Annotated in this window: 23 protein-coding genes; 15 read left to right on the top strand and 8 right to left on the bottom strand. The window is 68.2% G+C overall.

Translation table 11 applies throughout. From position 1 onward, the window contains the following. The first annotated feature begins 7 nt into the window (after nt 1-7). A complete protein-coding gene (locus ACWF4Z_RS11295; RefSeq protein WP_452242863.1) occupies nt 8-1,372 on the top strand; it encodes an aminotransferase class V-fold PLP-dependent enzyme in 1,365 nt (454 codons plus the stop codon). Between the two features lie 18 nt (nt 1,373-1,390). Here the strand turns inward: ACWF4Z_RS11295 and ACWF4Z_RS11290 are convergent, their stop codons facing one another. Both ACWF4Z_RS11290 and ACWF4Z_RS11285 read right to left on the bottom strand, forming a co-directional pair. Next, entirely contained in the window at nt 1,391-3,448 is a 2,058-nt protein-coding gene (locus ACWF4Z_RS11290) for a prolyl oligopeptidase family serine peptidase (protein WP_452242862.1), read from the bottom strand. Nucleotides 3,449-3,457: 9 nt separating this feature from the next. After that, on the bottom strand, nt 3,458-4,003 hold the full coding sequence (locus ACWF4Z_RS11285) for a TetR/AcrR family transcriptional regulator (RefSeq protein ID WP_452242861.1): 546 nt from the start codon (nt 4,001-4,003) through the stop codon (nt 3,458-3,460). A 53-nt stretch (nt 4,004-4,056) separates the two neighbouring features. Here ACWF4Z_RS11285 and ACWF4Z_RS11280 point away from each other — a divergent pair, with 53 nt between their 5' ends. Continuing rightward, entirely contained in the window at nt 4,057-4,869 is an 813-nt protein-coding gene (locus tag ACWF4Z_RS11280) for an alpha/beta fold hydrolase (protein ID WP_452242860.1), read from the top strand. Between the two features lie 75 nt (nt 4,870-4,944). Here ACWF4Z_RS11280 and ACWF4Z_RS11275 read toward each other — a convergent pair whose 3' ends face one another. Further along, nucleotides 4,945-6,471 carry an alkaline phosphatase D family protein gene (locus ACWF4Z_RS11275; protein WP_452242859.1) on the bottom strand — a complete coding sequence of 509 codons (1,527 nt, stop codon included), beginning with the start codon at nt 6,469-6,471 and terminating at the stop codon, nt 4,945-4,947. Nucleotides 6,472-6,705: 234 nt separating this feature from the next. Between ACWF4Z_RS11275 and ACWF4Z_RS11270 the strand changes: the two genes are divergently transcribed. From ACWF4Z_RS11270 to ACWF4Z_RS11220, 11 genes are all read left to right on the top strand, one after another. After that, nucleotides 6,706-8,268 (top strand): amidase family protein, encoded by a 1,563-nt coding sequence (locus ACWF4Z_RS11270; RefSeq protein WP_452242858.1) that lies wholly within the window; start codon nt 6,706-6,708, stop codon nt 8,266-8,268. Then, nucleotides 8,265-9,548 carry an MFS transporter gene (locus ACWF4Z_RS11265; protein WP_452242857.1) on the top strand — a complete coding sequence of 428 codons (1,284 nt, stop codon included), beginning with the start codon at nt 8,265-8,267 and terminating at the stop codon, nt 9,546-9,548. Before ACWF4Z_RS11270 ends, ACWF4Z_RS11265 begins: the two co-directional genes overlap by 4 nt. Nucleotides 9,549-9,678: 130 nt before the next feature. Then, nucleotides 9,679-10,698 carry an ABC transporter ATP-binding protein gene (locus tag ACWF4Z_RS11260; RefSeq protein WP_452242856.1) on the top strand — a complete coding sequence of 340 codons (1,020 nt, stop codon included), beginning with the start codon at nt 9,679-9,681 and terminating at the stop codon, nt 10,696-10,698. A gap of 1 nt (nt 10,699) precedes the next feature. Beyond that, nucleotides 10,700-12,322 carry an ABC transporter substrate-binding protein gene (locus ACWF4Z_RS11255; RefSeq protein WP_452242855.1) on the top strand — a complete coding sequence of 541 codons (1,623 nt, stop codon included), beginning with the start codon at nt 10,700-10,702 and terminating at the stop codon, nt 12,320-12,322. Nucleotides 12,323-12,325: 3 nt separating this feature from the next. Next, nucleotides 12,326-13,270 carry an ABC transporter permease gene (locus ACWF4Z_RS11250; protein ID WP_452242854.1) on the top strand — a complete coding sequence of 315 codons (945 nt, stop codon included), beginning with the start codon at nt 12,326-12,328 and terminating at the stop codon, nt 13,268-13,270. Continuing rightward, the gene (locus ACWF4Z_RS11245; RefSeq protein WP_452242853.1) at nt 13,267-14,229 is read left to right on the top strand and encodes an ABC transporter permease; all 963 of its coding nucleotides are present in this window, start codon (nt 13,267-13,269) and stop codon (nt 14,227-14,229) included. The genes ACWF4Z_RS11250 and ACWF4Z_RS11245 overlap by 4 nt, the downstream gene beginning before the upstream one ends. A gap of 36 nt (nt 14,230-14,265) precedes the next feature. Continuing rightward, nucleotides 14,266-15,255 (top strand): ABC transporter ATP-binding protein, encoded by a 990-nt coding sequence (locus ACWF4Z_RS11240; RefSeq protein WP_452242852.1) that lies wholly within the window; start codon nt 14,266-14,268, stop codon nt 15,253-15,255. Nucleotide 15,256: 1 nt separating this feature from the next. Next, complete coding sequence (locus ACWF4Z_RS11235; RefSeq protein WP_452242851.1) at nt 15,257-15,463, top strand: hypothetical protein; 207 nt, start codon at nt 15,257-15,259, stop codon at nt 15,461-15,463. Beyond that, entirely contained in the window at nt 15,460-16,854 is a 1,395-nt protein-coding gene (locus ACWF4Z_RS11230) for an amidase (RefSeq protein ID WP_452242850.1), read from the top strand. The genes ACWF4Z_RS11235 and ACWF4Z_RS11230 overlap by 4 nt, the downstream gene beginning before the upstream one ends. Before the next feature lie 9 nt (nt 16,855-16,863). After that, complete coding sequence (locus ACWF4Z_RS11225) at nt 16,864-17,046, top strand: hypothetical protein (RefSeq protein ID WP_452242849.1); 183 nt, start codon at nt 16,864-16,866, stop codon at nt 17,044-17,046. Next, the gene (locus tag ACWF4Z_RS11220) at nt 17,043-18,470 is read left to right on the top strand and encodes an amidase (protein ID WP_452242848.1); all 1,428 of its coding nucleotides are present in this window, start codon (nt 17,043-17,045) and stop codon (nt 18,468-18,470) included. Before ACWF4Z_RS11225 ends, ACWF4Z_RS11220 begins: the two co-directional genes overlap by 4 nt. Here ACWF4Z_RS11220 and ACWF4Z_RS11215 read toward each other — a convergent pair. Continuing rightward, nucleotides 18,431-19,321 carry a GntR family transcriptional regulator gene (locus tag ACWF4Z_RS11215; protein WP_452242847.1) on the bottom strand — a complete coding sequence of 297 codons (891 nt, stop codon included), beginning with the start codon at nt 19,319-19,321 and terminating at the stop codon, nt 18,431-18,433. The genes ACWF4Z_RS11220 and ACWF4Z_RS11215 overlap by 40 nt on opposite strands. Nucleotides 19,322-19,573: 252 nt before the next feature. Between ACWF4Z_RS11215 and ACWF4Z_RS11210 the strand changes: the two genes are divergently transcribed. Both ACWF4Z_RS11210 and ACWF4Z_RS11205 read left to right on the top strand, forming a co-directional pair. Beyond that, nucleotides 19,574-20,653 (top strand): fatty acid desaturase family protein, encoded by a 1,080-nt coding sequence (locus tag ACWF4Z_RS11210; protein WP_452242846.1) that lies wholly within the window; start codon nt 19,574-19,576, stop codon nt 20,651-20,653. Between the two features lie 81 nt (nt 20,654-20,734). After that, on the top strand, nt 20,735-21,799 hold the full coding sequence (locus ACWF4Z_RS11205; RefSeq protein WP_452242845.1) for a fatty acid desaturase family protein: 1,065 nt from the start codon (nt 20,735-20,737) through the stop codon (nt 21,797-21,799). A 5-nt stretch (nt 21,800-21,804) separates the two neighbouring features. Here ACWF4Z_RS11205 and ACWF4Z_RS11200 read toward each other — a convergent pair whose 3' ends face one another. From ACWF4Z_RS11200 to ACWF4Z_RS11185, 4 genes are all read right to left on the bottom strand, one after another. After that, nucleotides 21,805-22,836, bottom strand: a complete 1,032-nt coding sequence (locus tag ACWF4Z_RS11200) for a LacI family DNA-binding transcriptional regulator (protein WP_452242844.1) — start codon at nt 22,834-22,836, stop codon at nt 21,805-21,807. 33 nt (nt 22,837-22,869) lie between these two features. Beyond that, entirely contained in the window at nt 22,870-24,564 is a 1,695-nt protein-coding gene (locus tag ACWF4Z_RS11195; protein WP_452242843.1) for a ribonuclease J, read from the bottom strand. Next, nucleotides 24,561-25,499 carry a 4-hydroxy-tetrahydrodipicolinate synthase gene (gene dapA / locus ACWF4Z_RS11190; RefSeq protein WP_452242842.1) on the bottom strand — a complete coding sequence of 313 codons (939 nt, stop codon included), beginning with the start codon at nt 25,497-25,499 and terminating at the stop codon, nt 24,561-24,563. Before dapA ends, ACWF4Z_RS11195 begins: the two co-directional genes overlap by 4 nt. Nucleotides 25,500-25,695: 196 nt before the next feature. Then, nucleotides 25,696-26,490, bottom strand: a complete 795-nt coding sequence (locus tag ACWF4Z_RS11185) for a metal-dependent hydrolase (RefSeq protein WP_452242841.1) — start codon at nt 26,488-26,490, stop codon at nt 25,696-25,698. Nucleotides 26,491-26,526 lie beyond the last annotated feature (36 nt).

Genomic DNA, 26,526 nt, shown 5'->3' with positions numbered 1-26,526 from the left:
CACCAGCATGTCGATTCTCTCCATCCTCGAGCCGGCCAGTACGACGACGCCGCGGCCGACGGTCACCCGGCTCGTCACCGGCACCATCCCCAGCACGGTCGGTTCGGACCTGCTGGTCCCGCTGGCCGACGGCCGGGTCACGGACTACGCGAACTTCGACCACGGCGCCAGTGCGCCATGTCTGGAGTCGGTGCGGGCCAGCGTCGAGGCCGCACTGCCGTCGTACGCGTCGGTGCACCGCGGCAACGGCTATGCCTCCCGCATCACCACGCAGTGGTACGAGCGTGCCCGCGCCGAGGTGCACACGTTCGTCGGAGCGCGTGCTGACGACCAGGTGATCTTCACCCGGCAGACCACGGACGCACTCAACCTGCTCGCCCACGCCGTGCCGGCCGACGCGACCGTCATCGTCTTCGAGTCCGAGCACCACGCCGCGCTCCTCCCCTGGCCTGCCGACCAGACGGTGCGGCTGGCCGCGCCGAGCTCGGCAAGCGAGGCCGTGACGAACGTCGCCGACGCACTGCGCGCCGCACCGGAAGGTCCGCGGCTGGTCGTCGTCACCGGCGCGTCCAACGTGACCGGAGAGATCTTCCCGATCGCAGAGATCGCCGCAGTCGCCAAGGCGCACGGTGCGCGGGTCTGCCTCGACGCTGCACAGCTCGCGCCGCACCGCCTGGTCGACATCGCCGCGCTGGACATCGACTGGGTCGCTCTGTCCGGCCACAAGCTCTACGCGCCCTACGGCGCCGGTGCGCTGATCGGCCGGGCGGACTGGCTCGACGCCGCCGACCCGTACCTGTACGGCGGTGGCGCGACCACTGCGGTCACCAGCGACGGCGTGGTCTGGGCCACCGGCCCGGCGCGGCACGAAGGCGGTTCCCCCAATGTCATCGGAGCCATTGCGCTGGCGAGTGCGTGTGCCACGATCAGCAAGTACCGCGACGCGATCGAGCAGCACGAACGCAGCCTGCTGGCGCGCCTGCGCACCGGACTCGCTCAGCTTCCCGGCGTCACGACGTACTCGATCTTCGGCGAGGAAGCCGACCGAGTCGGCACGGTGTGCTTCACCATCAAGGGTCTGAGCTCGACGCTCGTGTCCGCGGCGCTGAGCGCCGAGTACGGCATCGGCGTCAGGGACGGCAAGTTCTGTGCGCACCCGCTGGTCGGACACCTGCTCGCCGACTCCCCCGAGCACGGCACCGCGGTGCGCGCGAGCCTCGGCCTCGGGACGACGCGTGAGCACGTGGACCGCCTCGTGAACGCCGTACGGACGCTGTCCACCAGCGGACCGCGGTCGGAGTACGAGGACACCGACCGCGGCTGTCAGCCGACCGAAGACCCGCGGGACCTCCAGGCCCCACAGATCTGGTAGTCGCCGCCAGCAGCCCTCCTACTGCTCAGGAGGTACGAGACCTACATGGTGAGCAGCGAACGCCAGTAGGTCTGCCCACTCCGACGCGATCATCGCGGCGGGTTTCCCGAAGCCGTGCCCGGTGTTGACCTCCACTCGGGTCAAGACAGGTGCGGACGCGGACTGGGCGTGCTGCAGAGCAGCGATGAATTTGTGACTGTGCAACGGCACCACCCGGTCGTCGTGATCACCTGTGACCACGAGCGTCGCCGGGTACGCCGTCCCGTCCTTGACTCGATGCAATGGCGAATACGCCAGCAAATCCTCGAACTGCGACGCATCGTCGGGATGCCCGAAGTCCGACGCCCATGCCGCGCCCACTGTGAACAGGTGGAACCGCAGCATGTCCAAGACACCCACACCGGGCAGTGCGACCGCGAAGAGGTCCGGCCGCTGAGTCATGGCCGCACCCACGAGCAGACCGCCGTTGCTGCGGCCGTGGATCGCGAGCTGCGCGGGCGTGGTGATTCCGGTGTCGCGGAGGTGCTCAGCGATCGCGATGAGGTCGTCGAAGACGTTCTGCTTGTTCTTCAGGCGTCCCGCGTCGTGCCACTCGCTGCCGTACTCGCCACCGCCACGGAGGTTCGCGATCACCAGCACTCCGCCGGCCGCGAGCCAGGCCGGCCAGCCCGGCCGGTACTCGGCCAGCGTTGGGATACGGAAGCCGCCGTACCCGTAGAGCAGGGTGGGTCGTGGTGTGGAGAAGTCCAGATCGGAGCGAGTGACGAGGAAGTACGGCACTTCGCGGACCGGGTCGAGGCCGCGCGTCACTGTGACCGACGGCGAGGTGAAGCCACCCGAGCCGCGGACGAGCTCGGGCAGGGCACGGACGGCGCCGGACTCGGTCGCGACGACGTACGACACCGTGGGGTCCGTCGTCGTCGACAGGCCGATGAAGAGTTCGTCGTACTCAGGGCTGGCGTTGAGACCCACCACTCCCCCGCCTGGTACGTCGATGACGCGTGCGTTGGAGCCGTCGAGGGCATAGAGCGTCAGCACCGGCTGCGCGTCGGCCAGAGCCAGAGTGGCCAGGCCGGCCGAAGTACCGCGGACCGCCTGCAGAGTCCCCGAGCCTTCGGGGATCAGGTCCTCAAAAGAACCGTCGAACGACGCAAGCACCACTCGACCACGCGCGGCGTCACGGTCGGTCCGCAGCACCAGCTGGTCGCCGGACATCCGCACGAACGCGATCTCGTCCGCAAAGGTGTCCACCAGCTTCACCGGCTCGCCGAACCCGTCCGACGTGATCGGATAGACCCAGAGCCGCGTGCCAGGGTCGGTGCCCTCGGTGATCTGAACGACGAGGTACCGATCATCGTCCGAAACCTCAGGAGCGATGAAGTATTGGTCGTTGTCCGGGAAGCTGAGCACAAGCTCGTCGTCGGACTGCGGTGCACCGACCTTGTGCAGCATCAGCCGGCCACCGGCCTGGGCCTGCGTCTCGGTGCCCTCGCTGCGCCCACCAGCCGGAAAATGCAGATAGAGGTACGCCGAGCTGTCCGGCATCCACACAGCCTCACAGAACTTCGCACCGGTGACGACGTCGTCCGCAGGTGTCCCGGTGGCGATGTCGAGCAGCCGGAACGTCGTCCAGTCGCTCCCGCTCTCGTTGACGCCGTACGCGAAGTACTTGCCGTCCGGGCTCACCGTGAACGAGCCAAGCGAGTCAGTGCCGTCCGCGGAGAGCGCGTTCGGGTCGATCAGGATCCGGCCGCCGTCGAGCAAGTCGTCGAGGGACTCTGCGACGTAGACCACGTCCTGCGCCTGTGTGCCGTCGTTCCGGCCGACGAAGTACCAGCCCGACTTGCGCGCGGGGACGCCGGCCCGAGGACGCGCGAGGATCGCGGACATCGTCGCCTGGAACCACGGACGCTCCGGATAGCCCGAGAGCTCTGCCTGGGTGAACTCGTTCTGCCGGCGGACCCAGTCCTGGGTGTCGGGCGCGTCAGGGTCTTCCAGCCAGCGGTAGGGATCGGCGATCTCGTGCCCGTGCAGGGTCTCGACCACATCGTCGCGGCGGCTCTCCGGATAGGTCATGCAGGTAACTTAACCGGACAGTGCGGCCTTCAGCAGAAGGGCGTACGTCGGACGCGGGTCAACCTCGTCGTGGCGAGCGATCCGATGCAGGATCAACCCTTCCGACGCCGCCGCGAGAGCCCGCGCCGCCTCCCGCGGCTGCGGAGCACCCAGGTCGGCCAAGGCCGCGGTTGCCAACGTCTCCAGCACCTCGCGACCGCGCGACAACGCCTCCCGCAGGACGGGATCGTGACTGCCCTCGAGGAACAAGACCAGCCGCGCGGTCGTCCGGACCCGGTTGACCCGAGTGAGGTAGTCGAATGCTCCGCACATCATGTCGACGAACTCCGCTGCCGTGGCCGGCTTGAACGTCGTACCGACGGACTGTGCGTCGGCCTCGGCCAGCCAGTCGACCACCCCGGTCAGCAGCGCCTGTCGCGTCCGGAAGTAATTGGAGGTCGAGCCCTTCGGCAGGCCGGCGCGTTCGTCGACGCGGGCGTGGGTGAGCGCACGCAAACCCTCCGTCCCGAGCAGTTCGATCGCCGCGTCCAGGGCACGAGTGCGGGTAGGAATCACCCGATCACTATAATCGTAGTGACAGCTCACTACGTTCGTAGTAGCGTCAAACCATGACAGATGGGGTGACGCACCGCTTCGTTGAGCTGCCCGGACTGCGGATGCAGGTGGCCGAGGCCGGCAGTGGCGAACCTGTTCTGATGCTCCACGGTTTTCCGCAGCACTGGTGGGAGTGGCGTGACGTCATCCCCACCGTCGCTCAGCACTACCGTGTGATCTGCCCGGACCTGCGCGGCGCCGGCCAAACCGACGCACCGCACGACGGCTACACGGCCGACCAACTCCAAGCCGATGTACTGGCGCTGCTGGACACGCTCGAGCTCGGCCGGGTCCATCTGCTCACGCATGACTGGTCGTCCATCCTCGGCTTCCTGCTCTGCCGGAGCCATCCCGATCGAGTCCTGGATCATCTGGCGATGTCGGTCCCGCCGCCGGGCGCGACGCTGGATCGGGGCATGATGGTCCGCGCGCTGCGCCATGGCTGGTTCAACCTCGTGCTCCCGTGGCCAGGTCTCGGACCGTGGAGTCTGCGGGCGACCGGCCTGCCGCGACACATGATGCGGGCGAACTCGACGTCGCTCTCCGACGAAACGACCGAGCTCTTCACGGGTCAACTCCGCGAACCCGCCAGGGCTCGGGCGGGCTCGGCGTTGTACCGCAAGTTCATCCAGCCCGAAGGCCTGAAGGCGATGCGCGGAAAGCAGCTCGAACCAACCACGCCGACCCGGGTCTTGATCGGTGCGGACGACCATGTGGTCAAGGCCGACTTCGAGGGCGCCATCGAGATTGCCGGGGCCGGACACTTCCTCGTCGACGACCGGCCGGACGAGGTGGCCCAGCACGCCCTCGAGTTCTTCAAGCGGTGAACGGCGTCGTACTCACCGACTCCGGTGGGCGGCATCCCGCACAGGCGCCGGAGCCGGTTGAGTACGACGTGGGCCCTAGTGGTGGGCCGGGGTGAGGTCCTTGGTCCAGAGAACGGTGCCGAACAGGTTGCGCAGCGAGACGGTGAACACCCCGGTGCGCGGGTCGATGTCGACGTACCCGAAGAACTGGTTGCCACCGCTCGGCGGCTGGTTCGGGAAGTCGGCGGCCTTGACGAACACGGCCTCCGGGCCGAACGTCGCGTCGAGTGCGTTCGGCCCGAACGTGCCGGCGTTGACCGGTCCGGCGACGAACTCCCAGAACGGGTCGAAGTCGGTGAAGGTCGCCCGCGACGGGTCGTAGTAGTTCGCCGAGGTGTAGTGCACGTCCGCGGTCAGCCAGACCGTGTTGCGCACCTTGCGCTTCTTGAACTGGCTGAGCACCCAGGCGATCTCGTGCTCGCGACCGCCGGGCGCACCGGGCAGACCGTTCGCGACCGCCTCGATCAGGTCGCCGTCCGGGACCAGGATGCCGAGCGGCATGTCGCTGGCGATCACCTTCCAGGTCGCCTTCGACGCGGCGGCCTCACGGACCAGCCACTCGGCCTGCTCGGCGCCGAGCATCGCGACCGGCCCGACCGTTGACGGCACCGGGTTGGCACCGCGGTAGGTCCGCATGTCCAGGCAGAACACGTCCAGCAGCGAGCCGTAGCTCACCTTGCGGTAGATCCGGTTCCGCCCGGCCGAGTGGACCATCGGCAGGTACTCCAGGAACGCCTGCCGGGACCGCTGCGCCAGCACGTCGACACGCTTCTCGGTGTACCGGGCGTCGGTGAGGATCTCGCCCGGGTACCAGTTGTTCAGCGTCTCGTGGTCGTCCCACTGGCTGACGATCGGCACGTCGGCGTACAGGTCCCGGACGTTGCCGTCGAGCAGGTTGTACTTGTACCGGCCGCGGAACTCGGCCAGCGTCTCGGCGACCTTCGAGACCTCCTCGGTCACGACGTTCTTCCAGACCGTGCCGTCCGGGATCTTCACCTCGGCCTCGATCGGGCCGTCGGCGTAGATGTTGTCTCCCGAGTGCAGGAAGAAGTCCGGCCGGGTCTCGTGCATCGCCTTGTACGCCGCCATCCCGCCGAGCTCGGGGTTGATCCCGTAGCCCTGGCCGGCCGTGTCACCCGTCCAGACGAACGACAGTCCACGATTGCGTCCCGGCGTACCGAACGAACCCTCGAGGGACTCGCCGCGGCGGCCGTAGGCGTCCTCGAACGCGATCCGGTAGTCGTAGCGCTGTCCGGGGCGCAGACCTCGCAGCGGCAGCTGTGCGGTGTAGTCCTGGTCCGGTCCGGTGACCGGACCGCGCAGACGGACGGCCCGGTCGGAGCGGCCGTTGCTGGTCAGGTCGACGACCATCCGGGCGCGACGGTCGGTCCTGGACCAGACCACTGCGGAGTTCGTGCTGACGTCGCCGGACATGATCCCGGAGGGCAGCGCGGGCCGGTCCCGCCGAACGACGTTGGCGTTGGCGTTGGCGACTGCAGGTACGGCGAGGGTCGCGCCGGCGACCGTGGATGCGGCCAGAAGCTGGCGGCGGCTCAAGTTCATGGCGTCAGCTTGCTCCGCACCGGTGACGGCCGGGTGAACCTCGGGTGATCACCTGGCGGTCCGGCGCAACCCTGGCGGAGTACCCGCGTTGCGGCTGAGAGACCGCCGTGTTTGCGCAGGTCAGACGCGGTTTGCGGGCCTGCCGAACCCGCTTAACACGGTACGAACGCGATTGCGCCTGCACCGTAACCGGCGCTCGCGACCGTCGATCCACCAACGATCGAGGAGGCCCTCATGCACCGAGTTCCCGATCTGCCCGAACTGCAGGCCACCGCCGAGCGGCTCGGCGTCGGTCTCAGCACCGAGGAGGCGGAGGTCTACCGCCGTCACCTGACCCGGATGCTCGCCGAGTTCGACGAGTTCGTCCAGGCCCGCACCGCCGACGTCCGGCCGCCGCGGTTCCCCGGCGCCCGCGAGCCCGGGTACCGTCCCGGCGCGGACGAGGACCCGCACAACGCCTGGACCTGGAAGTGTTCTGTCGAGGGCTCCGGCGAGGGCATCCTCACCGGCAAGACCGTCAGCTACAAGGACCACACCGCGGTGGCCGGGATGCCGATGGCGTTCGGCGCTCACGTCTTGGCCGGTCACGTACCCGACTTCGACGCGACCGTCGTCCAGCGCGCACTGGAAGCCGGCGCAACCGTGGTCGGCAAGAACGTCATGAACGGCCTGGCCGGCGGCTACGGCTTCGGCGGAGGCGTCGGGGACTACGGCCGCCCGCTGAACCCGCACAACCCACTGCACCTCACCGGTGGGTCGTCGTCCGGATCCGCCGCCGCACTGGTGGACGGCGAGGTGGACATCTCGTTCGGTGGCGACCAGGGCGGGTCGATCCGGATCCCGGCCGCGTGGACCGGGACGGTCGGGCACAAGCCCACCTTCGGCCTGATCTCGCACTTCGGCATCGGCTTCGGCTCGGACCAGAGCATCGACTACACCGGCCCGATGACGATGTCGGTCCGCGATGCCGCCCTCGCCCTCGAGGCCGTCGGCGGGTACGACGGACTCGACCCGCGCCAGACTCGCGACGTACCCGAGCGGTACGACGCCACGAGCGGGTTGACCGACGACATCGAGGGACTGCGGATCGGCGTACTGCGGGAAGGGTTCGACGGCGCGACCGAGGCGGTGACCGACTCGGTCCAGCAAGCGATCGAGGTGTACGAGAAGCTCGGTGCGGTTGTCACCGAGGTATCTGTTCCCGAGCACCTGACGATCGGCGCGGCACAGATGGCGTTGTCGGCCGAGGCAGCACTGGCGGTCCGCGGTTCCGGCTTCTACGGCGCGTTCACGCGGACCTATTACCCCGAGGACACGATCGCCGCGATCACCAAGGCCTGGCAACACAACCAGGAGCTGCTCGACCCGCGCGGTCTGCTCACGTTGATGGCCGGCGAGTTCAGCCGGCGCTACTGGGCCGGTCGGCTGTATGCGAAGGCGCAGAACGTGCGCCCGACGTTCATCGCGGCGTACGACCGGGTGCTGTCCGAGGTCGACGTACTGGTGATGCCGACGACGATCACCCAGGCACCGCGGTTCGAGCCGGTCGACGACCCGGCCACCGCGCTGGACTTCGCGTTGCAGAGCCCGGTCTCGCAGAGCGCGGTCGCGAACACTCGGCCGTTCAACTTCACCGGCCACCCGGCGCTGGCGGTCCCCTGCGAGAAACGCGACGGACTGCCGGTCAGCATCCAGCTGGTCGGCCGGATGTTCGACGATGCGTTGCTGCTGCGGGCCGCGCAGGCGTTCACCCAGGCCGTCCCGTTCACGGAGTGGCTCGCGGTCGACGCCGCATGACGGCGATGTTCCGTTCGCTGGACGTGCGCAACTACCGGAGCTTCTTCTGGGGTGGCACGGTCAGCAACATCGGGCTCTGGATGCAGCGGACCGCGCAGGCGTGGGCCGTCGTCGTGCTCAGTCACGGCGACGGCCTGGCCCTCGGTATCGCGACCTTCCTGCAGTTCTTCCCGACCGTGCTACTCGGCCTGGCGACCGGGGCCCTGGTCGACCGGGTGGACAAGGTCCGGGTGCTGATCGTGACCCAGGCTCTGGTCGGGCTGGGAAGTGTGGTGATGGCTGTGCTCGACGGGCTCGGAATCCTCACGCTGGTTCAGGTCTGGGTGCTGGCCGGTGCGATGGGCATCGTCACCGCGTTCGACGTCCCGGCCCGGCAGGCGGTCGTGTCCGAGCTGGTCGGACCGGATCGGGTGGTCAATGCGATCGGACTCAACTCGGCGTCGTTCAATGTCGCGCGGCTGATCGGGCCGGCCCTCGCGGGCCTCCTGATCGGCGTCGCCGGTACGCCGTTGATCTTCGCGTTACACGCGATCAGTTCGGCCGGCATCCTGATCGCGCTGGCACGCATCAACCGGTCCGAGCTGCGGAAGGTGCCGCGGGCAACTGCTGGCCGAGGGCAACTGGTCGCGGGCCTGCGGCAAGTAGCCGGCGATCCGGTGCTGGCGACCCTGATCGTGCTGGCCGGCGTGATCGGCATCGTCGGCGCCAACAGCCTGCAGGTGGTGCTTCCGCTGGTCGCGACCGAGGTGTTCGGCATCGGCGCCGTGGGCTTCGGCCTCGTCACGTCATGCCTCGCGATCGGCGGTCTCAGCGGTGCGTTGTTGGCCGCGTCAACCAGCGGGATGCCGAAGGATCGCTGGGTCATCGGGGCCGCGACGGCGCTGGGAGGCAGCCTGGTGGTCGCCTCCTTGATGCCGGTACTGGTTGCCTTCGGCATCGCGCTGGTCTGCTGCGGCGCGATGTTCATGTCCTTCGCCGTACTCGCGAACACGTCCGTCCAACTGGCCGCGGAGCCGGCGCTGCGCGGCCGGGTGATGGCGGTCTACCTCACCTTCTTCCTCGGCGGCGGTGCGCTCGGTGCTCCGGTGCTCGGGATGCTGGCCGAGCGTGTCGGCCCGATGCGGGCGATCGGTCTGGCCGGCACGCTCGGGCTGCTCGCGGCCGGGGCCGGCGCGACCGCTCTGGCCGTCGTCCGGCATCATCCGGTAATACCGGCGAATTCCACCCGCGGGATTCCGGTCATCGTTTACGAGCGAGATACCGAAGCGGTCGACCACTGAAACATCGCGGCCATAATCTCGAAGCCAGAACTCCTTGTACGACAGGGCTTCAGTCCCCTGTCCCCCCTCCGCCGAATATGCACCGGAGTCGCTCGAGAAATCCCCTGGAAGGAACACGACAATGTCGATGATGACCGAGACCCGACAGGTCGGGAAAACAACGCCGGCGATCACGCCCGCGTTACAGGTGGGCCAGTTGGTGACCGAGTTCCGCAGCCGGTACGGCGCGGTCCGCGCGGTCGACGGGGTGTCGTTCACGGTGCCGCGTGGCGGTGTGCTGGCGGTGATCGGCGAGTCCGGCAGCGGCAAGAGCGCGATGCTGCGCTCGATCATCGGGATCAACCCGCCGACCACCCTGATCACCGGTGAGATCTCCGTCGGTGGCCGCGACCTGCAGACGATGTCGCCGCGGGATCGGCGCAAGGCCCGCGGCAGCGACGTGTCGATGGTGTTCCAGGATCCCCTGACCGCGCTGGACCCGGTGTACACGATCGAGCAGCAACTGGTCGAGGCGATCCGCAAGCACCACGAGGGCCTGGACAGGTCCCACGCCAGGAAGCGGGCGCTAGAACTGCTCGAGCTCGTCCAGATCCCTTCGGCCGCCGCCCGGCTGAAGGCGTATCCGTCGGAGCTGAGTGGTGGCATGAGGCAACGAGTCGTGATCGCGATGGCGATCGCCGGCCGGCCGACGGTGCTGCTCGCCGACGAGCCGACCACCGCGCTCGACGTCACCGTGCAGGCCCGGATGATGCGGTTGTTCCGGCAGATCCAGCGCGAGATCGACATGGGTCTGGTGATCGTCACGCACGACCTCGGCGTCGCCGCCGAGCTCGCCGACGAGGTGGCGGTGATGTACGCCGGACGGTTCGTCGAGTACGGATCAGCCGTGCAGGTGCTCACCGCACCATCGCATCCGTACACCGAGGGCCTGATCGAGGCGAATGTCCGGGCCGGCCAGGACCGTCGGCCGAACGCGATCCCGGGTGCACCGCCGAGCCTCGACCAGCTCCCGCCGGGCTGCGCCTTCGCGCCGCGCTGCGGTTACGCCGTCGGCGCCTGCTGGGAGAGCCGGCCCACCGCCACGACTGTGCACGACGGGCACTGGAGCAGCTGCCTGCTCGCCCACGGTGAGACCGCACTGGCCTCCTGACATGCAACCCCGCCCACAATCCAGCCCACGCCTCAAACACGCGCTCCTCGCGCTGCTCCTCGTCGTACTGACCGGGTGTACGTCGGCGGCCGCGAGTGGTCCGCCGCCTTCGGGTGGCGAGCTCCGGATCGCCATGTCGGCCGGCAACATCCCGTTCCCGTCCACTCCGCCGAACGAGGGTTACGAGGGCTACCGCTTCGTCGGCAACAACATCTACGACGGTCTGACGCGGTTGAACCTGGACCAGTCCGCCACTCTGCCGACACCGCAGCCGTCACTGGCCGAGTCCTGGACGACGTCGAAGGACCTGACCACCTGGACGTTCAAGCTCCGCCAGGGCGTGCACTTCCAGGACGGCACCACGTTCGACGCGGACGCGGTGATCTTCCAGTTCGACCGCCTGCGCACCAAGACGTTCCAGTACTACGACTCGAAGTCGGCGGCCAGCGCGGCCGCGGCGTTCCGGTACTTCAAGTCGTGGCGCAAGGTGGACGCTCGGACCGTCCAGATCACCACCACCAAGCCGTATGCGTGGCTGCCGTGGGACCTCGCCGGCATCTTCTTCCCCAGCCCGACGGTGGTGAAGAAGTACGGGAACAACGACTACAACAAGCATGCCTCCGGCACCGGTCCGTTCCGGATGACGAAGTACGTCGACGGCGAGGAGATGGAGCTCACCCGCAACGACGACTACTGGCGTGGTCCGGTCAAGCTCGGCCGGATCGTGCTCTATCCGCAACCCGAACCCGCCTCGCGACTGTCGATGCTGCAGTCCGGTGAGGTCGACTGGGCCGAGGTCCCGTCACCCGACTCGGTCCAGCAGTTGCGCAACGAGCACTACCAGATCGAGATGGGCAAGTACCCGCACGGGATCATGCCGCGGTTCAACCTGTTCCGTGCGCCCTTCAAGGACAACCTGAAGTTGCGCCAGGCACTCAACTACGCCCTGGACCGGCAAGGCACCGCCGCGTTGCTGAACAACGTCGGCTATCCGGCCAGTGAGTACGTGTACGACGGCAACCCGTCGTACACGAAGGCGACGCAGGGCTACGGCTACGACGTGGCGAAGGCGAAGCAACTGCTCGCCGAGGCGGGGTATCAACCCGGTCAGTTGACGATCACGATGGCCTATCCGACCGGTGGTTCCGGGAACATGTACCCGGACACGATGATGCAGAAGCTGCAGGCCGACTTCGCGGCCATCGGGGTCCGCACCAATCTGCGGCCGCTGGAGTGGAACACGATCATCTCGATCGGTCTGGACGGCCTGAACGCCAAGCAGTGGAGCGATATCGACATCCTCTGGGCCTCCCCCGCGGCCGGGATGATGCCGACCGGTTACAGCGCGACCTACTTCTGCAACCGCCCCGGCGGACTGCCCAACGCCACCGGACTCTGCGACCCGCAGATCGACGCCGCGCTCACCGCTGCCAGTCAGCAGCCCGACGTCGCCTCGCAGTACCGGTATCTCCAGCAAATGATGGACGTCGCCCTGAAGAACGCCTACTTCCTCTTCTGGATGCACGACCTCAACCTGCGGGTGCTGAGCCCGAAAGTGCACGGCTACGTCCAGGCGCAGTCGTGGTGGGTGGACTTCACCCAGATCTCGGTCGAGGAGGACTGACCCATGCTGCGAGTCGCGGTACTCCGTATAGCGATGGCCGTGCCGATCCTGTTCGGCGTCTCCGTCATCGTGTTCCTGTTGATGAATGTCCTGCCCGGGTCGGCCGAGGCCTCGCTGGTCAGCGACGACATGTCCGCAGCCGAACGGCAAGCGATCCGCGACGAGCTCGGGCTGAACGACCCGCTGCCGCTGCGGTACCTGCACTGGCTGGGCGACGCCCTCCAGGGCAACCTCGGGTACTCGGCCCAGCGTCGCCGGGACGTCTCCGACCTGCTCCTGCAGGCGTGGGGCAACACCGCCGTCCTGGCGATCGTGTCGGCCGTGTTCGGGATCAGCCTGGGCCTGTGGCTCGGGTACGTCGCCGGCACCCGCCGAGGCTCCCTGATCGACCGGTTCACCGGCGTCCTCAGCCTGTCCGGGTTGAGCATCCCGTCGTTCTTCCTGGCGATCATCCTGCTCGCGGTGTTCGCCGGCTGGCTCCGGCTGCTGCCGTCAGGCGGCGCGAACCTCGACTCGGGTCTGCTGATGGCGCTGCGAAGTCTGGTGCTACCGGTGCTGTCCGGATCGCTGATCACGATGGCGATCACGGCCCGGGTGACCCGGGCGAGCATCGTCGACGTGGCCGGCGCGGACTTCGTCGAAACCCTGCGGGCCAAGGGATTGAGCGAGTGGGAGGTCCGTCGGCACATCCTGCGGAACGCGATCTCGCCGGTGCTGACCACCTCGGGCGTCCAGATCGGCGCCCTGCTCGGGGGCTCGGTGCTGGTGGAGACGATCTTCCGCTGGCCGGGGATGGGCCTGCTGGTGTTCACCGCGATCTCGGCCCGGGACCTGCTGGTGGTCCAGGGCGCGACCTTGGTCATCGCGGTCACCTTCGTGCTGGTCAACCTGGTCGTCGACCTGCTCCAGGCCTGGATCGACCCCCGCGTGCGAGGAGCGGTGTCATGACGCAAGCAATGGTGCCGACCCTGCTCGACAAGAGCTTCGGCGCCGGTACGACGGACGCCGACCGGGCCGACGCGCTCCGCCGCCGGGACGAGTGGAACGCGGCCCGGACCAGCGAACGACCGACCTCGTTCTGGCGGGCGACCCTCAAACGGTTCGCGGCGAACAAGGTCGGCCTGGTGGCCGCGATCATCGTTGTCCTGTTGGTGCTCGGGGCAATCTTCGCCCCACTGCTCACCAGCGCGGATCCCCTGCTCGGCAAGCCACTCGACCGGCTGCAGAACCTCGGCTCGCCAGGTCACCTCCTCGGCACCGACGAGCAGGGCCGCGACATGCTCGCCCGAGTCCTGTACGGCGGCCGGTTGTCGCTGCTCGCGGGATTCGTCCCGACCCTCGGCGCGGCGCTGATCGGGACGGCGATCGGGGTCACCGCCGGCATCATGCGCGGCGCGGTCGGGACGGTCCTGATGCGGGCGATGGACATGCTGTACGCGTTCCCCGCGATCCTGCTGGCGATCGCGGTCGGCGCCTCACTCGGTCCAGGCCTGACCAACACGATCATCGCGGTCACGATCGTGTTCATCCCCCCGGTCGCCCGGGTCGCCCAGTCCGCGACCCGTCGGGTCGTCGTCCAGGAGTTCGTCGAGGCGGCGCGGTTGAGCGGCGCGAGCGGCCTGCGGGTCGCGCGGACCCAGGTCCTGCCGAACGTGCTGAACGACGTGATCGTCTACTGCTCCGGCCTGGTCGGAGTCGCGATGATCATCGCCGCCAGCCTCAGCTTCCTCGGGCTCGGCTCGGCACCGCCGGCTCCCGAATGGGGCTACATGCTCAACAGCCTGCGCGGCATGGTCAGCGTCGCCCCGCTGGTCGCGATCGTGCCCGGCTTCTTCATCTTCCTCACCTCGGTGGCCTTCAACCTGGCCAGCGATGCGTTGCGGGAAGCCATGGACAGCCGGCTCTGAGCCCGAACCCCCTTTCGACAGGTAAGGAGGACCACGATGGAGTTGCTCGAACTGATCGACGTGTCGAAACAGTTCCATGTCCGCGCCGGTGGGCGCCGCGCCAAACTGTCCGCGGTCGACCACGTATCGCTCACGGTCCGGCCGGGGACGACGCTCGGCATCGTCGGCGAGTCGGGCTGCGGGAAGTCCACGCTGGCCCGGGTGATCGTCGGGCTGCACCTGGCCGACGACGGCGAGATGATCTTCGACGGCAAACAGGTGCTCACCGGCAAGCGTCGTACGCCGTCGGAGCTGCAACGGATGCAAATGGTGTTCCAGGACCCGTCGTCGGCGCTCAACCCACGGGCCACGATCAGCGAGTCGATCGGGTTCCCGCTGCAGGTGCAGGGCGAGCCGAAGGCCGTGATCGCCGAGCGGGTCGCGACGGTGATGCGTGATGTCGGCCTGCCGGCGGCGTACGCGTCGCACTACCCGCACCAGCTCAGTGGTGGCCAGCGGCAACGAGTCAACATCGCGCGGGCACTTGCCTTGCAGCCGAAGCTGGTGGTCCTGGACGAGGCTGTCTCAGCGCTGGACAAGTCGATCCAGGCGCAGGTGCTCAACCTGCTCAGCGATCTGCAGGACGAGTACGGACTGACCTACGTGTTCATCAGCCACGACCTCAACGTCGTGCGCTACATCAGCGACGACGTCGCGGTGATGTACCTCGGCCAGGTGGTCGAGAGCGGTAGTGCACAAGAGCTCTACGACGACCCCAAACACCCCTACACCCAACTGCTGCTGTCCTCGGTACCGACGCTCGACCCGGCCCTGAGCACCCGCGACGAACCGGTCGACAGCGCCGACAGCACCGAGATCCCCAGCCCGATCGATCCACCGAGCGGCTGCCGGTTCCGGACCCGCTGCCCGTTCGCGATGGACATCTGCGCACAGGTCGCACCGCCGCGGGTCACCGTGTCCGAAGGCCGCACGGTCGCCTGCCACCTGTACGCCGAGGCCCCGATCCCCACCCCGCAGGAGGTTTGACATGCCCACACCCGCCGAGGTCGTGCCCGCGATTCTGGCCACCGCTCAGTTGACCGTCTCCGAGGACGAGCTGGCCACGTTCGTCCGGGACTACCCGCTGATGCGCCAGGCGGCCGACGCGCTGTACCGGCCCGAGTTCGACCCCGACGAGCCGGCGATCCGCTTCGACCCGCTCGACTTCTATCCCGCTGGAAAGGACGCCCGATGACGACCATCAAGGACGCCGCGGCCGCATTACGCGACGGCGGCCTCACTTCCACCGCGCTGACTCAGCAGATCCTGGACCGCGCGATCGCTCTCAACCCTGCCCTCGGTGCGTACGTCGAGATCACCGCGGAAGCGGCTCTCGAGCAGGCCGGCCAGGCCGACGCGGACCTGGCGGCCGGGGACGACCGCGGCCCGCTGCAGGGGATCCCGCTCGCGATCAAGGACATCATCGCGATGAAGGGTGCCCCGACCACCGCGAACAGCCACGTGCTCGCCGAGGACTGGGGCGCCGGGACGGACGCACCGGTCGTGGCCCGCCTGCGTGACGTCGGCGCGGTCTTCGTCGGCAAGGCGACCACCAGCGAGTTCGCGTGTGGGTTGCCCGACGCAACGAAACGATTCCTCGTCCCGCACAACCCGTGGAACGTCGACCACACGCCGGCCGGCTCCAGCTCCGGCACCGGCATCGCGGTCGCGGCCGGTCTCGCGCTCGGCGGTCTCGGCACGGACACCGGTGGCTCGGTCCGCAGCCCAGCCGCCGTGAACGGCCATACCGGACTGAAAGTGACGTTCGGTCGAGTGCCGAAGAGCGGGGTGGTCCCGCTGGGCTTCAGTCTGGACAGCATCGGCCCGATGGCGCGCAGTGCGTGGGACTGTGCGGCTTTGCTCGAGGTGATGGCGGGCTACGACCCGACGGATCCCAACTCCGCGCAGCAGCCGGTTCCGGCGTACACGGAACTGCTGGACGGTTCGGTCGACGGGCTGCGGATCGCACTGCCGATGCCGTACTTCTTCGACCACGACCAGCTGGATCCGGAGATGCACGACGCCGTCGTGTCGGCGGTGAAGCAGCTGGTCGGGCTCGGTGCGTCCTCGACCGAAGTGGACCTGCCGTATGCGGGCGAGGCCAAGGACGCGAACTCGATCATCATGGTCGCGGAGGCGTACGCCTATCACCGCAACGATCTCGTCAACCGTTGGACCGACTACGGCGTCCACACCCGGCCGATGCTCGCCCGTGGCGCCTTCTACACCGCGGGCGACGTGGCCCAGGCCCAGCGGTTCCGTCGGTTCTTCTCCCGTCAGGTCGCAGAGCTGTTCACGAACTACGACGTGATCATCACGCCGTCCGCACCGGTACCGGCCGAGCCCGCCGACACCTTGTCACCGAGCAAGCGACTGCACACCCCGAGCTATACCGGCCAGTGGAACCTGACCGGCCTGCCCGCGGTCGCCGTACCGGCCGGGTTCTCCAGCAGCGGTCTGCCGCTGTCGATGCAGATCGTCGGCAAGCCGTTCGCCGAGGCCACTGTGCTGAAGGTCGCCGACGCACTGCAACGCGTCAGCGACTGGCACCTCGCCGTACCGCCGGTCGACGCCCTCGCCGCCTGAAAGGACACCATGAGCAACGAATCAGAACCTCTCGTCACCCTGCTCGCACTCGCCGGGGTCGAGCCGGCCGAGGCCGAACTGGTGCCGATGGCAACGGCCTTCGGCACCGCCCGGGAGAACGCCGCGCTGGTGTACTCCGTCACCGCCGCCCGGTACGAGGAACCGGGCCTGATCTTCTCCGCGCGACCATGACCGCGCGAACGATTTCCGGCGCCCTCGCGTCGCTACGGTCCGGCGACGTGACCGCGTCGGGTCTGCTGGACGAGGCGATCGCGTCAGCCGATGCCCATGACGGCGAGCTCGGTATCTACCTGGCCCGGTTCGACGAGTCGGCCCGGGCAGCCGCCGCCACGGCCGACGAGATTTACGCGTCCGGCGATCCGGCCGGTCCGCTGCTCGGCATCCCGCTGGGCATCAAGGACATCATCACCACCATCGAGGGGCCGACCACGGCCCAGAGCCTCGTTCACGATCCGGCGTGGGGAGACCAGCTCGACGCGCCGGTGATGAGCCGGCTCCGGGCCGCGGGCGGAGTCATCACCGGCAAGACGACCACGATGGAGTTCGCCACCGGCGTCCCCGATCCGACCAAGCCGTTCCCGATCCCCCGCAACCCATGGAATCCCGGACACTGGACCGGTGGGTCCAGCTCCGGCACCGGCAACGGCGTCGCGGCCGGAGCGTTCCTCGGCGGGCTGGGTACCGATACCGGTGGCAGTATCCGGATCCCGGCCGCGTTCTGCGGGATCTCCGGGCTCAAGGCAACCTTCGGGCGCGTACCGAAGTCGGGGTGTGTCCCACTCGGGTACAGCCTCGACAACATCGGCCCGATGGCCCGGTCGGCCCGTGACTGCGCGATCATGCTGACCGTCCTGGCCGGGTACGACGCCGGCGATCCGTGCTCGGTCGACGAGCCGGTCCCCGACTACGAGAACGCGTTGACGGGTGACCTGAGCGGGCTGCGGATCGGCGTCGACACCCTCGCGGAGTACCGCCGGGCGGACCAGGATCCACGCCTCGGCGAGCTCCTCGACGCGGCTCTGGCCGTCCTGACCGCGCGCGGTGCGAACGTCGTACCGGTGCGGCTGCCGTACTACCGCGAGCTGACGGCGGCGACCGGGATCACGTCGCGGAGCGAGGCGTTCGCGTACCACGCGCCCGATCTGCGCAGCCGGTGGTCCGACTACTTCGCCGCGACCCGGCAGGGGGTCGGCATCGCCTCGGCGTACTCGGGTGCCGACTATGTGCAGGCCCAGCGGGTACGACGTGTCGGTCAGCGCGAGGTGGCTGCCTTGTTCGAGACCGTCGACCTGGTGGTGACGCCGACTGCGAGTGTGGAACCGTTCGCGATCGACGGGCTCGGGGAGCTGGCGACCGAGCGGTTCCGGGCGATGCACACGTCGTACTGGAATGCCGTCGGGAATCCGGCGCTGTCCGTGCCGATGGGCTTCGGTGTGCGGGACCTTCCGCTCGGACTGCAGCTGATCGGGCGGCCGTTCGACGAGGCGAACGTGCTCCGTGCCGGTGACGCCTACCAGCAGGAGACCGACTGGCACCTTCGCCAGGCGGCCATGGTTCAGACCTCGGCAGCCGGCCGGTCGGCGGTCGTTGTCTGAGGCAACGACATCTGCGGAACCGGACGTATCGGGGGCGGCTCAGGTGCCGTCCTCGATGCGCCCGGCCCGCGCATCACGGTGGCGAAGACCAGACGGTCGGAGCGCGCGTGCGACACGCTGTACTCCAGCGGCCGGCCATCGAGCGCCCGAACCACTCGGCTGGTGTCGAGCAGCGCGAACCCGACGTCCACCTGCAACGACTCGGCGCTGATCGGATCCGCGATCGAGCAGCCGATCTGCAGTTCGGTATCACCGACCGGCTCGTGCAGGACGTCCGCGATCAGCTCGTACGGCGACCGGTTGAGGCTCTGCAGCGAACCACTGAGCAGCACGGCGAACGGATCCGACGGCATGAACGCCGACCGGAGACTCAGCGGGAACCCGTCCAGCGAGGTGACGGACTCCAAGATCACCACCTCGGTGCCGGGCGCGATCTCCAGCCGCTCGGCGATGAACGCCGGCGCCGGATGCAGACTGGCGTACGTCGTCCGGATCGCGACCCGGGTCCCATCGGCGTTCATGTCCTGGGCGAGATCGCGGGAGACCTCGATCCCGTGCTGCAGCGCGCTCGGAGCCAGGGCGAACGTGCCGGCGCCACGGACCCGCTCGACCATGCCCTGCTCGGCGAGGATCGCGAGGACGTCCCGGATGATGCCGCGGCTGACGCCGTACTTGGAGATCAGTGCGTCCTCGCCCGGCAGCGGTGCCTCGGCCCAGTCTCCACTGAGCAGCTCCGTGCGCAGCAGGTCGCAGACCCACTGGACCGTGCGGGAGCGTCCCGGACCACGCCGGGAACCGGGGTGGTTAGGGAGCCGCTGACTGCGATGTCCCTGAGCGGAGGGATGGGGCACAGGATCTCCTCCGAACTGGCGGAGCGTGAGATGTCGATCACGCTACTGCCGCCGGCGAACCCGGACCAAGCGATAACTCGGTCAGTGGCCCGGATCACACGGCGTTCACGCGACGCTCACCTTCCGCGTCGGACGGCGTCTTGCTTGTGGCGAGTCCGCGTGGTTCCGTTAAGGGCGTAAGCCCACTTTCGTTTCGCTGCCCCGGACCTGGTAGCGCATCGACCGATGCACTATCAGAATGGGGCGCTTCTCTTGTCACAGCTTCTTGCTGAAGATCATGACCCGCTGCGCGTACAACACCGACATACGAACCTCTACACCGACCTGCTTCGCACGGTCCGTGAGCTCGGCCTGCTGAAGCGGCGGCGTGGCTACTACTTCACCCGGATCGGGCTGGTACTGGCCGCCTTCATCGGGGTCTGGGTCGGCTTCGGTCTGCTCGGCAACTCCTGGTTCCAGCTCCTGATGGCCGGCGCGCTGGCTCTGGTACTGACGCAGGTCGCGTTCCTCAGCCATGACAGTGCGCACCGGCAGATCTTCGACTCCGCCGCCTGGAACGACTGGACCGCTCGGCTGCTGGCCGGTGGACTGGTCGGGATCAGTGCCGCGTGGTGGCGCTCGAAGCACAGCCGCCACCACGGCGCGCCGAACCAGTTGGGTAAGGACCCGGACATCGCGATCGGCGTGGTCGCGTTCACGCCTGAGCATGCGGCCCAACGCAAGGGCTTCCAGGCCTGGCTGACCGCCCGCCAAGGCTGGCTCTTCTTCCCGCTGCTGACGCTGGAAGGTCTCAGCCTCTACGTCTCCAGCCTGATCCACCTGTTCCGCCGCGGCGCCACCCGGGTCGAGCGCATCGAGGCCGCGATCGTGGTGAGCCGGATCGGTGCGTACCTCGCCGTCCTGTTCCTGCTCCTGCCGATCGGCAAGGCCGGCGCGTTCCTCGGGCTGCAGCTGGCCGTCTTCGGAGTGTGTCTCGGTGGCTCGTTCGCGCCGAACCACAAGGGCATGCCGCTCGTCCCGCGGACGATGAAGCTGGACTTCCTCCGCCGGCAGGTGCTGACGTCGCGCAACATCCGCGGCGGGGTGATGGTCGACTTCGCGATGGGCGGCCTGAACTACCAGATCGAGCACCACCTGTTCCCGAGCATGCCCCGGCCGACGCTGCGCAGGGTCCGGCCGATCGTGCGCGAGTACTGTGCACTGCACGGCGTGAAATACACCGAGGTCGGATTCCTCGCGTCGTACAAGATCGTCGTGGACTATTTGAACAACGTCGGCCTCCGGGCCCGCGACCCGTTCGACTGTCCGCTTGTCGTCCAGTACCGGAAATGACCCCTGGCACTTTGCCAGGCTGACCTCGGAGGTCCACCTGACTGCACGCCGGCCTTCATGCTAGATCGCGATGATGAGGTGGTGGGTGCCCAACAGCGGTACGTCAGCCTCTACACGGATCTCCTCCAGACGGTTCGCGAACTCGGTTTGATGCGACGCCGTCAGGGCTACTACTACACCCGGATCAGCATCGTCGTCGCCGCGCTGCTGGCCGTCGCCACCGGCATGATCCTGATCGGCGATTCTTGGTACCAGCTGTTCCTGGCCGTCGCGCTGGCGCTGATTCTGGTCCAGGTCGCTTTCCTCAGCCACGACGGTGCGCACCGGCAGATCTTCCACTCGGCCGCGCGGAACGACTGGACCGCGCGCATCCTGGCCGGCTGTGTAGCCGGCATGAGCGTGACCTGGTGGCGGAACAAGCATTCCCGGCACCACGCGGCGCCGAACCAGGTCGACCGGGATCCCGACGTACAGCTGAAGGCCGTCGCCTTCACCCCGGACGCGGTCGCCGGCCGCGGCGCGCTCGGCCGGTGGATCGCCGCGCGACAGGGCTGGCTCTTCTTCCCGCTGCTGACTCTCGAAGGCGTCGGCCTGCACGCGTCGAGCCTGCGGTACCTGCTGCGCCGCGACGCGAGCCGGCTCGAGCGGATCGAGTCCGCGGTGGTGATCTCGCGCCTCGGGCTCTACGTGGCTGCGTTGTACGTGCTGCTCCCGGCGGGCAAGGCGAGCGCGTTTCTCGCCCTGCAGCTCGCCATCTTCGGCGTCTGCCTCGGCGCCGCGTTCGCACCGAACCACAAGGGCATGCCGCTGGTTCCGGCCGGGATGAAGCTCGACTTCGTCCGGCGCCAGGTGCTGATGTCGCGCAACATCCGTGGCGGCATTTTCACCGACTTCGCGCTCGGCGGGCTGAACTACCAGATCGAGCACCACTTGTTCCCGAGCATGCCCCGGCCGACCCTGCGTCAGGTCCAGCCGATCGTGCGCGAGTACTGCGCCACCCACGGCATCGCGTACACCGAGGTCGGCCTGTTCACGTCGTACAAGATCGTCGTCGACTACCTGAACAACGTTGGCCTCAAGGCACGCGACCCGTTCGACTGCCCGCTGGCCGCGCAACTGCGCGCCCCCGGACGCGAGCTCGCCTGAGCCGCTCAGCTGTGCGGAGGGATCTCGCCTGAGCCGCGGATGGTGAGTTTTACCGGGACGCGGACCGTGCGGCCGGGGCGGTGGGGCTCGGGGAGCCGCTCGGTCATCAGCTGGATCGCCGTACGGGCCATCACGTCGGCTGACTGTGCCACGGCCGTCAGGCCAGGGCTGAGCAGGTCGCCGAGCGCCAGGTCGTCGAACGAGACGAGCGCGACGCGGTCCCGTCGGCCGGCCAGGCCACGGAGAACCTCGGCAGTGGTCATGTTGTTGGCCGACAGCAACGCCGTGGCCGGCTCAGGACGATCCAGCACGGCGGACAGCGTGATACCGATGCCTTCCGTCGTCGGCTCCGACAGGTGGACCAGGTCCTCGTCGACGTCGATGCGGTGCCGCGACATCGCGGCTCGATAGGCGACCACGCGCTCGCGGGCCGTGAAGATCCGCTCGTCGTCACCGAGGTACGCGATCCGGCGGTGCCCCTGCCGGACCAGGTGGTCGATGGCCTGATCGATGCCGCCCGCGTTGTCCGCGAGCACGGCATCGGCCTCGATACCGTGCGCCGGTCGGTCGATCGTGACGACGGCCATCCCCGCGTCGACGTGCGGCGCGAGGTACTCCTGGGTCTCCCCGATCGGCGCCATGATCAGCGCGTCCGGCCGGCGGGCGACGAACTCCAGGCAGACGTCCCGCTCCCGCTCCGGGTCCTCGTCGGTCAGGCCGATCATCACCACCGAGCCCGACGATCGCGCCCACAGCTCGACCGCCCGGCCCAGCGACGCGAAGAACGGGTCGCCGATGTCGCGGATCACGACAGCGATCGTCCCGGTCTTGCCGCGGCGCAGCATCCGGGCCGACTCGTTCGGGGTGTAGTTGAGGTCCTTGATCGCGGCCTGCACCTTGGCGGTGAGCTCCGGGCTGACGTTCGGCTCCTCGTTCACCACCCGGGAGACGGTCTTCAGCGCGACGCCCGCCCGGGCCGCGACCTCCTTCATGGTGGGCCGGCGCTGACCCGTGCCGTTCACCCCGCTGAAACTCATCGCCGGCCCGTCCTCTTCTCTCAGCTCGCGCAATCAGCTCTCGACGACGACCGGGATGATCATCGGGCGGCGCCGGTGGGTGTCCGAGACCCACTTGCCGACCACCCGGCGGATCACCTGCTGCAGCTGGTACATGTCGTCCACGCCGCCGCCGATCGCCTTCTCGATCTCTGCCTCGATCTTCGGCTTGAGGTCGTCGAAGACGGTGTCGTCCTCGGCGAACCCGCGTGCCTGAATCTCCGGCCCGGCAGTCAGTTTGCCGGTGACCGAGTCCATCACGGCGATGACCGAGATGAAACCCTCGTCGCCGAGAATCCGGCGATCCTTCAGCGAGGTCTCGGTGATGTCGCCGACGGTCGAGCCGTCCACGAACACGTACCCGCAGTCGACCTTGCCGGCCACGACGGCCTTGCGGTCGATCAGGTCGACCACCACGCCGTCCTCGACGACCACGACGTTCTCGCGCGGTACGCCGGTCTGGATCGCGAGGTCGGCGTTCGCATGCAGGTGCCGGATCTCGCCGTGCACGGGCATCACGTTGCGCGGCTTGACGATGTTGTAGCAGTACAGGAGCTCGCCGGCGCTCGCGTGACCGGAGACGTGAACGAGCGCGTTGCCCTTGTGGATCACGTTGGCGCCGTGCCGGGTCAGCCCGTTGATCACCCGGTACACCGAGTTCTCGTTGCCCGGGATCAACGACGACGCCAGGACGACGGTGTCGCCGGGCTGGATCTGGACGACGTGATGGTCGTTGGCCGCGATCCGCGACAGCGCCGACATCGGCTCGCCCTGCGAACCGGTCGAGATCAGCACGACCTGCTCGGGCGGGTAGTTCTCCAGCTCGCGCATGTCGATCAGCGTGTCGCCGGGGACGTGCAGGAAGCCGAGATCACGGGCCACACCCATGTTGCGGACCATCGAGCGCCCGACGTACGCGACCTTGCGGCGATGCTTCACCGCGGCGTCCATGATCTGCTGGACCCGGTGCACGTGCGAGGCGAAGCAGGCCACGATGATGCGCTGGTTCTTGGCGTTGGTGAAGACCCGGTCCAGCACCGGAGCGATGTCGCGCTCGTGGGTGGTGAAGCCGGGGACCTCGGAGTTCGTCGAGTCGACGCAGAACAGGTCCACGCCCTCTTCGCCGAGCCGCGCGAACGCACGCAGGTCGGTGATCCGGTTGTCCAGCGGCAACTGGTCCATCTTGAAGTCACCGGTGTGCAGCACGACGCCGGCCGGCGTCTTGATCGCCACCGCCAGCGCGTCCGGGATCGAGTGGTTCACCGCGATGAACTCGCAGACGAACGGGCCGATCTGGAGCTTCTCGCCCTCGACCACGGTCTGCTGCGGCACGTTGCGGTGCCGGTGCTCCTTCAGCTTGCCCTCCAGCAGCGCGAGCGTGAGCTGCGAACCGATGACCGGAATGTCACCCCGCTCACGCAGCAGGTAGGGCAACCCGCCGATGTGGTCTTCGTGGCCGTGCGTCAGGACGACCGCGACGACGTCGTTCAACCGGTCCCGGATCGGCTGGAAGTCCGGCAGGATCAGATCCACGCCGGGCTGGTTCTCGTCCGGGAAGAGTACGCCGCAGTCCACGATCAGCAGCTTGCCGTCGTACTCGAAGACGGTCATATTGCGGCCGACCTCGCCGAGGCCGCCGAGCGGGATGACCCGCAAAGCGCCCGGAGCCAGCGGTCCGGGCGCGTCGAGATCTGGATGGGGATGGCTCATGCAATCAGTCCTGCCGTCGTCAAGTCGGTGGTGAGCCGGTCCACTTGTTCGTCGGTCGCCTCAACCAGCGGCAACCGGAGTGTCGCGTGCTCGATGACGCCGGCCAGCTTGAGCGCGGCCTTCACCATGATGGCACCCTGGGTCCTGGTCATGATCGCTTCGACGGCGGGCACCATCCGTCGATCGATCTCCTGTGCGGTGGCGAGGTCGCCGGCCACCACGGCGTCGATCAGCTGCCGGTACTGCGGGCTGGCCACGTGCGCGACGACGCTGGCGATACCGACCGCGCCGATCGCGAGCCAGGCGAGGTTCAGCTCGTCGGCACCGCAGTAGTAGAACAGATCGGTGTTCGCGAGCACCTTGGTGGCCCCGGCCACGTCGCCCTTCGCGTCCTTCACCGCGACGATCCGCGGGTGTTCGGCGAGCGCGATCAGAGTCTCGGTCTTGATCTCCACGCCCGAGCGGGCCGGGATGTCGTAGACCAGGTTCGGCAGGGCGGTGGCGTCGGCGACGGCGGTGAAGTGCGCGCGCAGCCCCTCCTGCGGAGGCTTGTTGTAGTACGGCGTGACGACCAGGAGCCCATCTGCTCCGGCGGCTTCGGCCTGCTTCGCGCACTCGATCGTGTGGGCGGTGTCGTTGGTCCCGACGCCGCTGACCACCTTGGCGCGGTCGCCGACTGCCTCGAGCACAGCCTTGATCAGCTGGACCTTCTCCTGGTCCGACGTCGTCGGCGCCTCACCCGTGGTCCCGTTGATGATCAGCGCGTCGTTCCCGCTGTCGACCAGATAGGTCGCAACCTTCTGCGCTGCGTCGAGATCCAGAGCGCCGTCGGGCCGGAACGGGGTGATCATCGCGGTCGTCAGACGGCCGAACGGCAGTTCACCGGACGCGGGAGAGGAAGTGCTCGATCCCGCTGAATTCGATCCCAAGGGCATGGGGCTCAGATTACCGCTCCACGGCCTCGGAGAAATGAGTAGGCCTGGTGGCTGTCCGCTCGGGGGTCCGGGCAGCCACCAGGCTCACTCGTCCTATCGGGGACAACCCCCAAGTCGTTACAGCTTTGGTCAAAAAATCCGGAAAAACTTCTGCGAATACTTTCTGTAACCATTCGACTGCTCATTGTCGATCGTCTCAGCGGCCGGCGAGCCAGATCGAGGTGGCGTTGAAGAGGTGCTCGATCGCCGGGAGGGCGCCGGGGAGCAGGAGTACGCCGGCCACGAGCAACACCGGAGCGATGAGCGCGCGCTCGACCAAGCCGTTCGTGGTGAAGCGAAGAAGTCGCGGCAAGCGCAGTTCGTACCAGGTCTCGCCGCGGATCGGCAGCGGCCACAACCACGGACAGCCGGATCGGGTCAGGCTGTCGCCGAGACAGTGCACGAACATGCCGAGGCCGACCGCCATTCCGATCCAGCTGCCGATCTCGCTCAGACCACCCTGGACGGCGTCGGCGGCCGTCGTACCGGGGAGCGCCGTACCGACGACGGACCAGCCTGCGGCGCCGAGGGCGACGAGGATGATCCAGTCGCCCAATGCGTCCGCGGCCAACAGCAGGCCGGTGACCGCGACCGCCAGGACCGCCCATTTTCCTCGGTCGCCGAGGCTTGCCGCGAGCACGCCGAGCAGGATCGCGGCGGCCAGCGTGTGGGTCGCGTGGCGATGCTTCCCGGTGCTGTCCTCGTCGCGCGGACCCTTGGTGACGTTGTAGAGGATCCCGGAGAAGGTACGCACGGCGCCCGAGACGAGCCGCGTCACCGGACCGAGCAGCCGGGACGCACTGGCGCCGGGGTGATCAAGATCGGGTACGAGCGCATACCCGGCCGTGGCCGCGGCGAACGGAATCACCTCCGCCACCGACGTCAGTCCGATCAGCGGTGCCACCGCCAGACCGGCACACCATCCCGACAACGCATGCGACCGCCCCATCATCGTGCGCCTCACTCCCCTCCCGAGCAGCGTCCATCC

It is taken from the genome of Kribbella sp. NPDC055071 (assembly GCF_053608045.1).
This window is presented reverse-complemented; position numbering and strand designations above follow the sequence as displayed.

Coding starts and splice junctions, on each gene's coding strand:
- ACWF4Z_RS11295 (WP_452242863.1), top strand. CDS start 8: ATGTCGATTCTCTCCATCCTCGAGCCGGCCAGTACGACGACGCCGCGG.
- ACWF4Z_RS11290 (WP_452242862.1), bottom strand. CDS start 3,448: ATGACCTATCCGGAGAGCCGCCGCGACGATGTGGTCGAGACCCTGCAC.
- ACWF4Z_RS11280 (WP_452242860.1), top strand. CDS start 4,057: ATGACAGATGGGGTGACGCACCGCTTCGTTGAGCTGCCCGGACTGCGG.
- ACWF4Z_RS11275 (WP_452242859.1), bottom strand. CDS start 6,471: ATGAACTTGAGCCGCCGCCAGCTTCTGGCCGCATCCACGGTCGCCGGC.
- ACWF4Z_RS11270 (WP_452242858.1), top strand. CDS start 6,706: ATGCACCGAGTTCCCGATCTGCCCGAACTGCAGGCCACCGCCGAGCGG.
- ACWF4Z_RS11265 (WP_452242857.1), top strand. CDS start 8,265: ATGACGGCGATGTTCCGTTCGCTGGACGTGCGCAACTACCGGAGCTTC.
- ACWF4Z_RS11260 (WP_452242856.1), top strand. CDS start 9,679: ATGACCGAGACCCGACAGGTCGGGAAAACAACGCCGGCGATCACGCCC.
- ACWF4Z_RS11255 (WP_452242855.1), top strand. CDS start 10,700: ATGCAACCCCGCCCACAATCCAGCCCACGCCTCAAACACGCGCTCCTC.
- ACWF4Z_RS11250 (WP_452242854.1), top strand. CDS start 12,326: ATGCTGCGAGTCGCGGTACTCCGTATAGCGATGGCCGTGCCGATCCTG.
- ACWF4Z_RS11245 (WP_452242853.1), top strand. CDS start 13,267: ATGACGCAAGCAATGGTGCCGACCCTGCTCGACAAGAGCTTCGGCGCC.
- ACWF4Z_RS11240 (WP_452242852.1), top strand. CDS start 14,266: ATGGAGTTGCTCGAACTGATCGACGTGTCGAAACAGTTCCATGTCCGC.
- ACWF4Z_RS11235 (WP_452242851.1), top strand. CDS start 15,257: ATGCCCACACCCGCCGAGGTCGTGCCCGCGATTCTGGCCACCGCTCAG.
- ACWF4Z_RS11230 (WP_452242850.1), top strand. CDS start 15,460: ATGACGACCATCAAGGACGCCGCGGCCGCATTACGCGACGGCGGCCTC.
- ACWF4Z_RS11225 (WP_452242849.1), top strand. CDS start 16,864: ATGAGCAACGAATCAGAACCTCTCGTCACCCTGCTCGCACTCGCCGGG.
- ACWF4Z_RS11220 (WP_452242848.1), top strand. CDS start 17,043: ATGACCGCGCGAACGATTTCCGGCGCCCTCGCGTCGCTACGGTCCGGC.
- ACWF4Z_RS11200 (WP_452242844.1), bottom strand. CDS start 22,836: ATGAGTTTCAGCGGGGTGAACGGCACGGGTCAGCGCCGGCCCACCATG.
- ACWF4Z_RS11195 (WP_452242843.1), bottom strand. CDS start 24,564: ATGAGCCATCCCCATCCAGATCTCGACGCGCCCGGACCGCTGGCTCCG.
- dapA (WP_452242842.1), bottom strand. CDS start 25,499: ATGCCCTTGGGATCGAATTCAGCGGGATCGAGCACTTCCTCTCCCGCG.
- ACWF4Z_RS11185 (WP_452242841.1), bottom strand. CDS start 26,490: ATGATGGGGCGGTCGCATGCGTTGTCGGGATGGTGTGCCGGTCTGGCG.